This is a genomic window from Pedobacter zeae, from assembly GCF_014196715.1.
GTDB lineage: Bacteria > Bacteroidota > Bacteroidia > Sphingobacteriales > Sphingobacteriaceae > Pedobacter > Pedobacter zeae.
In genome coordinates this window covers 206692-215776 of sequence record NZ_JACIEF010000003.1, presented here as the reverse complement: position 1 = coordinate 215776, position 9085 = coordinate 206692, and the positions used below count along the sequence as shown (strand labels likewise).

Sequence of the window (9085 nt, the reverse complement as noted above, 5' to 3'; positions counted from 1 at the left end):
TGGTCATTAGTTCATTGGTCATTGGTTCATTAGTCATTGGTCATTTGTTCATTGATCATTAGTTAATTGGTCATCGGTTAATTGGTTATTGGTCATTGGTTCATTTTTAAGCGGATGCGGGTTTTGGAGAATTGCTTAACTGTTAAACCGGTTAACAACCCCAGCCCTTCCGATTAATGACGTAAACTAAAGACTAACCCGATCTTCATGAAATCTTCATCTTTGAATTTGATATTTGGGCATATCGCTCGTCTTTTATTCCGTCTTCTCAAAAGGCTGTTAAGGAATTGTTTTGCAATTATTTAGTTCGTATTTTCATAATGTTAATTTATGGTTAAAGTTAATCTGGTGTTAATATTTAATTAACATTAAGGCTGTTGTTTTGTACCAAAATAAAACAACAGAAAATGAAATCACGTTTACTATCCCTAGTAAGTATCCTGGTGCTCCTTGTCGCATTCGCTCAGGCACAGGTTACAACATCTAGTATTAATGGAAAGATTAAGGATAACAAAGGTATCATCCCTGGGGCAACCATTGTTTTGGTTCATGTTCCAACAGGTACGGTATCTAAAGGTTCATCAAACGAGGCAGGAATTTACCGGATCGGTAATTTAAACCCAGGCGGACCGTACAAAATCACCGTAACCTTTGTTGGTTACAGCCCAGTGGTAAAAGAAAATATTTATTTAACCTTAGGTTCTGATGTGAAACTTGATCTTGACCTTCAGGAGCAGGGTAATCAATTGGCCGAAGTAAGTGTTAAAGGTCAAAAAGGCGGAACAAAATCTGGTGCAGGTACCAGCATTGGCGAGGGGCAGATTAAAACCCTTCCTACCATGAACCGTAGCTTACAGGACGTTACCCGTGTAACTCCCCAGGGCAGTAAAGACAATACTTTTGGCGGTACCAACTTTAGGTATAATAACGTAACCATTGATGGTGCTATTAATAATGATGCCATTGGTTTCAGTCCTTCATTGGGCGGTCAGAGCGGAAGCTCAGGCATGCCTGGAAGCAGTACACGTACCAACCCGGTTTCGCTTGATGCCATCCAGGATGTTACCGTTCTACTTTCTCCTTACGATGTTAAAGTGGGTAACTTTTTAGGGGGTAGCATCAATGCGGTAACACGTGGGGGTACCAATGAGGTCGTAGGATCGGTTTATGGTTATGGCCGTAACGCTTCGTTGATCGGCAGAAACAAAATAGGCGATAACAGTAAAGAGCCTTCAGCTTTTCACGATTACCAGACCGGTTTCCGTGTGGGTTTCCCTATTATTAAAGATAAATTATTCTTCTTTACGAACGAGGAGATTACCCGCCGTCAGGATCCGGTAATTTTGGCTGCGGGTTCATCTGATATGAAGTTGCTTACTGCAACCGATGCGCAACAGATTTCTGATTACATGAAAAACACCTATGGTGTAGATGCAGGTTCGTTCGGTAATTATAATATCTATTCACAATCTAACAAATTCTTTAATCGTTTAGATTGGAATATCAGTGAGAATACCCAATTAACCATCAGAAACAATACCATCATTTCTAAAGCAACAAACTTAGAAAGGGATCAGCTTAACTTTAGGTTTGGCAGTATCGATTTCAGACAAAACAATAACCAAACCTCAACGGTTGCTGATTTGAAAACCCGCTTTGGGAATTCGGCCACCAACAACCTGATTGTAGGTTATTCCACTATTCACGATTACCGTGATCCGCTTTCTAATCCGGCTTTGCCACAGATAGAAATTGCTTCAAACGGGGGAACATTGTTTTTAGGTACCGACCGTGAGGCAAGTATCTTCAACATGAAACAGAATACTTTCGAATTTACCGATAACTATACCTATAGCAAGGGTATCCATACCTTTACTGTTGGTACACACAACGAGTTTTATAACATCAACTATGGTTTTGTAAACTCTTGGAACGGTCGTGTGGCTTATAGCAGTATTACAGATTTTCTGGCCAACAGGCCGAACAGGGTGCGTACAAGTTATAACTATGACGATAATACGCGCGATAATATTATTGCTAACCCTACGGCTAAATTTAACGTGAACATGTACAGTGTTTATGGTCAGGATGAAATCCGCATTGGCGACCGTTTTAAATTAACACCGGGTTTACGTTTTGATATGGCGAACTTACCTGATATGCCGTCATTAAGTCCAAAAACAACCAACTCTCCGGTTGATCCGAATTATGGTACAACTTATACTTATACAAAGCCATCGTCAATTACCGGAAAATTCCTGAACAAAATCCAGGTTTCTCCGCGTATCGGTTTTAACTTCGATGTGCTGGGTAACCAAAGTTTGGTTATGCGTGGTGGTACTGGTTTGTTTACCAGCCGTGTGCCTTTCGCCTGGATCGGTTACGCTTATTATAACAATGGTGTAAACTACGGTGCTTTCGATAAATCGTACGTTTATGCAAATGCTGATCCTACCAAGATTGTAACACCTGCTGCCGGTTCAGATCCGATTAAAGATGCTTTAACCGGTAATGGCGAAGCAGGTTATGTAACCAAACAAGGTGTTAATGTTAAAGATGCAAACGGTGCTACGCAGGTAGATTTGGTTGATAATAACTTTAAAATGCCAAAAGCATGGAGAAGTAACCTGGCATTCGATTATAAAACCGACGACCAGTGGAAATTTACAGTTGAGGGAATTTTTAGCCAGGTAATTAAAGATGTGCAGTTCCAGCAAATTAACTATGTAGATAATCCTACCTACATGGTTTACGATACGCAGAAACAACAGCCTATTTATTCTGGTGCTAAAATCAATCCATTATACACTAACGCATATTTGTTATCGAACACTGATAAAGGATATAAATACAGTGTAACTGCTCAGGTTAGTAAGTCACTTCCTTTCGGTTTGGATATGATGGTTGCTTATACCTATGGCAGATCGAAGGATATTGCCAACGGTATCCGTAACTCAATGGAATCTAACTGGCAGTTAAACCAGTCGCTCAGCCCGAACAATGCAGGTTTGGCTTATTCTAACTTCGATATCCGCAACAGGATCATCTCAACCATCAATTACAGGTTAGATTGGGCTAAAAACGGTAAATATGTATCTAACTTCTCGTTGTTCTTCAGTGGTCAGTCGGGTTCCCCATATTCATTAGGTTTAGTAAATACCAGGATCAACGGAACCGGACAAACGGTAAGTTTAATGTATGTGCCTGCAGCAGGCGAAACACCGAAATTCTTCGCCAATACTCCTGACGGAATTGCGCAGGCAGCAGCGTTTGATAGTTATATCAATGGCGATAAATACCTGAGCAGCCGCCGTGGCAACTTTACCGAGCGTAACGGCGCCCGCACCCCTTGGAATGTTCAGGCTGATTTCCGTTTCGCTCAGGATATCCAGGTAGCAAAAGGAAAACATCCACACGTTTTAACTTTTACTTACGATATCATCAACCTAACCAATTTGGTGAATAAAGATTGGGGAATTCAATATTTTTCTCCTAATACTTATAACTCTATGGCAAGTATGGGTATCAAAGTGGCAACAGCAGGTACGCCAACTAGCTATCCGGTGTATACCTTTAAACAAAGTGATGTAACATCTTATTCAAGAGATTTCTTTGCATCACGTTACCAGATGCAGCTGGGATTAAGATATAGTTTCTAATCTTTTTTAAACTCATATAAAAACGGTCTGATCTCAAAAAGGTCAGACCGTTTTTTGTTTGGCTTACGATAAATCGTCATTTCGACCGCAGTGGAGAAATCTAACTTGATAGGTTCACGTTGGGAATTGTCATTGCAATGACGTCCCTTTCTATTGGAATGCAGATTCAAAGGATATTTGCCTATCTGGAAGTACTTAAAATATAGAAAATCTTTATGACATATCCAATTAAACCTTTTCTATTCTCCCTGTGTCCAAATTATACATACAGCGTAAAGCTTGATTTATTTTTCACTTAAAAAGGTTAGGTTATGAAAAAGATGGTAAATGCGTTGCTCTTATTGGTTTTGGCCTTAAATTTTAGTGCATGCGTAGTCAGTGCACGTGCACCACGTGCGCACTACTGGGTACGGGGATATTACGTAATTGACCCTTATGGCCACCGCCACTGGGTACCTGGCCATTATCGTTAAGCCGGTTATGGCTTACGGTCAAGACCATATATCAATTCCCATAGGTACAGTTCGTATTAACGGTTAATTATACCCGGCAATTATTCCTGAACGGCCTGTTTTTTCTATTTGGTTAATTATTAGCCGGTTTAATAATTCTTTGCTGTTTTATTTGCATAAATAATTTAAAAGCCCTAATATTGCACTCCCAAAACAAACAAGTGGATATTTTGCTGAAAAGCTTAAATAATTTGTTTTTTTGGATAGCCGGATTCCTTCTTAGCTCAGCCGGTTAGAGCATCTGACTGTTAATCAGAGGGTCGCTGGTTCGAGCCCAGCAGAAGGAGCAATTTCAAAGAATAAGCCTTACCAGATATGGTAAGGCTTTCTTGTTTTTAATATTTTTATGTTTTACTTATATATTTTATATTCCAGTTCTTCTGATAAATACTAAGTTGGCTATACAGAAGATGCTGAGAAACGACTAAGTGAGCATAACAATGGTAAAAGAACAACCTATACTTCAAAACACCGTCCATGGATTTTGAAGAAATCTATTGCTTTAGGAGAGAACCGCGGTTTCGCTATGAAGATTGAGAAAGCAGTTAAAAAGACAAAGAGCCGATTAATAATTGAAAAAATTGTTTTAGAAATTAATGATTTAGATGAATTGGCTCAGCTGGTTAGAGTCCCGATACATCGGGATTAATCAGAGGGTCGCTGGTTCGAGCCCAGCAGAAGGAGCAATTTAAAAGAATAAGCCTTACCATATCTGGTAAGGCTTTCTTGTTTTAAATATTTTTATGTTTTACTTATATATTTTATATTCCAGTTCTTCTGATAAATACTAAGTTGGCTATACCGAAGATGCTGAGAAACGACTAAGTGAGCATAACAATGGTAAAAGAACAACCTATACTTCAAAACACCGTCCATGGATTTTGAAGAAATCTATTGCTTTAGGAGAGAACCGTGGTTTCGCTATGAAGATTGAGAAAGCAGTTAAAAAGACAAAGAGCCGATTAATAATTGAAAAAATTGTTTTAGAAATTAATGATTTAGGTGAATTGGCTCAGCTGGTTAGAGTCCCGATACATCGGGATTAATCAGAGGGTCGCTGGTTCGAGCCCAGCAGAAGGAGCAAATTTAAAAGCCTTGCAACGTTGTTGTGAGGCTCATTTATTTTATGCTGGGCGAGAAGTTTATCCTGAGCGTAGGTGAAGGAAGCCCAGCAGAAGGAGCTTTCAAAAACCACAACGAAAGTTGCGGTTTTTTGTTTAACCCCTCGTTAAAATTATTTCGCATTAAGGATGCTGATGACCACCGTCGTTTTTTCACAAAATAAACCCTGAAATGTTAAAAAATGTTAAGGGATTTTGAAAAAAACTTTTCGTTTTTTTGTTTTGAAGTCTAATCAGATAAACAATCCAGAAAACATTTTTTAGAGCAATTATTAAAATTTTTGGTTTAGATGATGTCGAAAAAATTATTACCCAACAACTGGCGCAAAAGAATAGTTGGCGCTCTTTTATTATTAACCACCATTTCAGCAGCATTTCCTGCCCATGCACAACAAGCAAATGTGCAGAAAGGCCCATCGGGGCTAACCGCAAAACTAATCAATATCGAATCTGCAACAAATGAGCCTTTCCGGTTTTCGGTGTCGCTTCATAATGGAACTTCATCACAGCAGCTTTACGAACTTAAAGCCGATCTGCCCGTTGGATGGCAGGCCAGCTACCGGGTAGAGGGCAGCCAGGTAACTTCGGTAAACCTGGAGGCCGGAAAAACCCAGGAAATTGCAGTAGAGATTACAGCCAGCAGTGCTGCCTCTGCCAGGAAATACCTCATTCCGTTTAAAGCCGTATCGGCAACGCAGCCCCTTTCGCTGCAACTCGAAGCGGTTGTTAAGGGAAGTTATGGCAGCACCATCAGCACCCCAAGTGGAAGACTCAGCGAAGAGGTAACATCAGGTGCACACAAGGAAATTGAACTCGAGGTGCGCAATACCGGAACACTTCCATTGAATGATCTTGAAGTTACTGCTCAGTTACCCAGTGGCTGGGAGGCAAGCTTCGAACCAAGCAAGATCGCTAAGCTGGAGGGGGGCAAAAAGACCATCGTAAAGGCTTCACTTAAAGTTCCGGATAAAACCATTGCAGGAGATTATGGTGCAACCTTTAGCTTAAGCGGCAATAATGCCAATGGCCAGGCCTCGTTCCGCATTTTTGTCAAAACCTCCATACTATCAGGATGGATTGGTATTTTAGTGATCCTTATGGCCGTTGCTGCAGTATACGTACTCATTCGCAAATACGGCAGAAGATAATCCATCGTTCAGCAAAATCTTATTGAAGAAAAGAGATGGAACCGATCATAAAATTGAAGGGCCTGGAGAAAAACTATGGAACGCATAAAGCCGTTGATGGATTAAACCTGGACGTTTACCCGGGAGAAATATTCGGCCTGCTCGGTCCGAATGGTGCCGGGAAAACCACCACTATACTAATGATGCTTGGACTTACCGAACCCGATAACGGTACAGCCATGGTTTGCGGCCATAACGCTACCCGAAATCCGATTGCAGTAAAGCAGAAAGTAGGGTATATGCCCGATAATGTGGGGTTTTACCCGCAACTCAGTGCGCTAGAAAACCTGCTGTATATCGCCAGGCTTAATGGACTCGAAGAACAGGGAATAGCAGAACGTGCACTCACCGTGCTAGATATTGTAGGATTGAAGGATGCTGCAGATAAACGTACCTCCGGTTATTCAAGAGGAATGAAACAACGTTTGGGGCTTGCAGAAGTACTCATTAAAAACCCGGAAGTGATTATTTTAGACGAGCCTACCCTTGGTATTGACCCTACAGGAGTGAGGGAATTTCTGGAACTGATTAAAAGTTTAAGGGAAGAACAGGGCTTAACCGTGCTGTTGTCTTCGCACCACCTCCATCATGTACAGCAGGTTTGCGACCGGGTGGGCATATTTGTGGGCGGAAAACTGTTGGCGCAAGGCAACCAGGCAGCACTTACAGAAGAACTTTTTGGAAATGCAGGCATACAAACGGTGATTCAACTGACCCAGCCTCCGGCAGAACCCGCCGCGCTGCGGGAGAAATTCTCTCAATGGCCAAACATTAACTCCCTGAACCTATCAGGCGACCTGCTGACCTTTAACAGTTCGGAAAACATTACTCCAGGGCTTATCCGTGCCCTTGTTGAGCGTGGGGAAGATATCCTGCGGGTTACCCAAAAGGAGTACGGTCTCGACGAGATCTATCAGAAATATTTTGAAAGCAGTCCTAACAAAACTACAGACCATGAAAGAAGCATCCGCAACCACTTATTCGGCCGTGGCAAAAGAAAATAGCCTGAAGGAAAAAAAACAGAAGAGTCCCTTTAAGGTAATGGTGCATAAGGAAATTGCCGACCATGTACGGAGCTGGCGCTTTATTTTGCTGCTCGCGCTGGTGGTTTTAACCTTTACTGCCTCGCTTTATATATCGATGGGCAATATTAAAAATGTATTTAATAACACGGCAGATCCCGACCATTCCTTTCTATACCTGAAACTGCTCAGTAACACGGATGGTTCTATGCCGCCTTTCCATATCCTGCTCAGTTTTCTGGCACCCTTACTCGGCATCAGCATGGGTTTTGATGCTATAAATGCCGAACATAACAGTGGTACCTTAACCAGGTTGCTGGCGCAGCCCATTTACCGTGATAATATTCTTTTAGCCAAATTCTACAGTGCGATGCTGATGATCGGCACCCTGTTTCTTTCGCTGACTTTGCTTATGATTGGTGGTGGGCTGCTGATTACCGGGGTAAGGATAGAACCTCAGGAACTGATGCGGATTTTGGGTTTTGCCTTTACCACTATACTGTATGTGGCCTTTTACCTGAGCCTTTCTATACTATTGTCTATCGTGTTTCGCCAGGCGGCCACTTCGGCATTGAGCGCACTTGGTATATGGCTTTTCTTTACGGTTTTCTACCCGATTTTAGTGAACCTCATCATCAGGGCATTTATGCCCGATCCGGCCTACCTTACACAGGCGCAAATCATGAATTACAATGAACTCATTCTCGATATCCTTCGCATTGCACCCAACCAGCTTTATAGCGATGCCGCCACCACATTGCTCATGCCTTCGATAAGGAGCCTAGGACCGATGAGCATGGAACAATTATCCGGAGCAATACCATCACCACTGCCCTTAAAAGAAAGCCTGATGATTGTATGGCCTCAACTCAGCGGAATGATTGCCTGTAGCATTGCTTGTTTTGCCCTGGCCTATTACCTGTTTATGAGGCGGGAGATCAGGAGTTAGCATAAACAATATTTATTGATGGATCTAACCATCACAATCTAAAAGCCTACTGATATTCATAGATTGATTATCGAAAACCGAATTTGGTATTGCAAAAAATAACGAAGGTATTAAGGAAAACGGGCAAGTACGAAAATCCGTTGCTTGCCCATTTTACCATCTATTGCTTTGGCAATAAGCGTTTACCTGTCTTTGTCGAATTAGGCTCTTATTAGCCCTGGTGCTCAGGTACGCCGTTCGGATCCATCCATACATATTCCCAATGGTGGCCATCAAGGTCATCGAAACTGTGCTGGTACATAAAGCCGTAATCGCTGGCAGGATTAGGTACTGTGGCGCCGGCAGCTACAGCCTTATCCACCATGGCATTAACCTCATCTTTACTTTCGGCCGATATGGCAATGGAGGTTTCTATGGCTTTATGCGCATCAATAATTTCTTTTTCAGTAAAAGTTTGGAAAAAAGTCCTGGTAAGCAGCATAACATAAATGGTATCGCTAATGATCATACAGGTTGCTTTTTCGTCGGTGAATTTCGGGTTAAAAGTATAACCTAATTTTGTGAAAAATTCTACTGATCTGTTAAGATCGCTAACAGCCAGGTTTACAAAAATTTGAGTTGCCATATTCTTTTCT

General features: G+C 41.6%; 6 protein-coding genes, 1 tRNA gene and 2 pseudogenes. 8 read left to right on the top strand and 1 reads right to left on the bottom strand.

Going from position 1 to position 9085, the window contains the following annotated elements; all coding sequences use genetic code 11:
* Positions 1 to 407 precede the first annotated feature (407 nt).
* The 8 genes and pseudogenes from GGQ60_RS13845 to GGQ60_RS13810 all read left to right on the top strand — a co-directional run bounded on the left by GGQ60_RS13845 (position 408) and on the right by GGQ60_RS13810 (position 8450).
* Positions 408 to 3659, top strand: coding sequence for a TonB-dependent receptor (locus GGQ60_RS13845; protein ID WP_183765341.1), 3252 nt, complete (start codon positions 408 to 410; stop codon positions 3657 to 3659).
* Positions 3660 to 3970: 311 nt separating this feature from the next.
* A complete protein-coding gene (locus GGQ60_RS13840) occupies positions 3971 to 4132 on the top strand; it encodes a hypothetical protein (RefSeq protein ID WP_183765338.1) in 162 nt (53 codons plus the stop codon).
* Positions 4133 to 4384: 252 nt separating this feature from the next.
* Positions 4385 to 4458, top strand: a tRNA-Asn gene (locus GGQ60_RS13835).
* A 119-nt stretch (positions 4459 to 4577) separates the two neighbouring features.
* Positions 4578 to 4820, top strand: a pseudogene (locus tag GGQ60_RS13830) (GIY-YIG nuclease family protein); the annotation flags it as partial.
* 154 nt (positions 4821 to 4974) lie between these two features.
* Positions 4975 to 5217, top strand: a pseudogene (locus GGQ60_RS13825) (GIY-YIG nuclease family protein); the annotation flags it as partial.
* 365 nt (positions 5218 to 5582) lie between these two features.
* Complete coding sequence (locus GGQ60_RS13820; RefSeq protein WP_183765334.1) at positions 5583 to 6440, top strand: COG1470 family protein; 858 nt, start codon at positions 5583 to 5585, stop codon at positions 6438 to 6440.
* 35 nt (positions 6441 to 6475) lie between these two features.
* Complete coding sequence (locus GGQ60_RS13815; protein ID WP_183765330.1) at positions 6476 to 7483, top strand: ABC transporter ATP-binding protein; 1008 nt, start codon at positions 6476 to 6478, stop codon at positions 7481 to 7483.
* On the top strand, positions 7434 to 8450 hold the full coding sequence (locus GGQ60_RS13810; protein WP_221235971.1) for an ABC transporter permease: 1017 nt from the start codon (positions 7434 to 7436) through the stop codon (positions 8448 to 8450). The genes GGQ60_RS13815 and GGQ60_RS13810 overlap by 50 nt, the downstream gene beginning before the upstream one ends.
* Positions 8451 to 8661: 211 nt before the next feature.
* Here GGQ60_RS13810 and GGQ60_RS13805 read toward each other — a convergent pair whose 3' ends face one another.
* Positions 8662 to 9075, bottom strand: a complete 414-nt coding sequence (locus GGQ60_RS13805; RefSeq protein ID WP_183765327.1) for a VOC family protein — start codon at positions 9073 to 9075, stop codon at positions 8662 to 8664.
* Positions 9076 to 9085 lie beyond the last annotated feature (10 nt).